We start from the raw sequence: 245 nt of genomic DNA on the forward strand, positions 1-245 counted from the left end.
TTCCTTCCGCTGTTTCTGAGATGGTAAACTCCACTTTCTCCGTATTTACCACATAACCGTCAGGCGCTTTCGTTTCAATGAAGGCGTAATGACCGGGTGCAAGGCCGGATGTTTTTATTTTTCCGTCTTTATTGGAAACCAGATCTTCTTTAACCGTTTTTCCATCACTGCCGACGATTTTGAAGACTGCACCTTCAAGTTTCTTGCCTTCCGCATCTTCCTTCGTCAGCTGGACAGAGCCTTTA

At 45.3% G+C, this 245-nt stretch carries 1 protein-coding gene; it reads right to left on the reverse strand.

Annotation, left to right across the window (positions count from 1 at the left end):
- On the reverse strand, positions 1–245 hold a 245-nt coding region (locus RUW00_RS22925), incomplete at both ends, for a prealbumin-like fold domain-containing protein (protein WP_315956835.1).

Origin of the sequence: Bacillus sp. IS1, from assembly GCF_032461585.1 — a bacterium.
Taxonomy (GTDB): Bacteria; Bacillota; Bacilli; order Bacillales; family Bacillaceae; genus Bacillus; species Bacillus velezensis.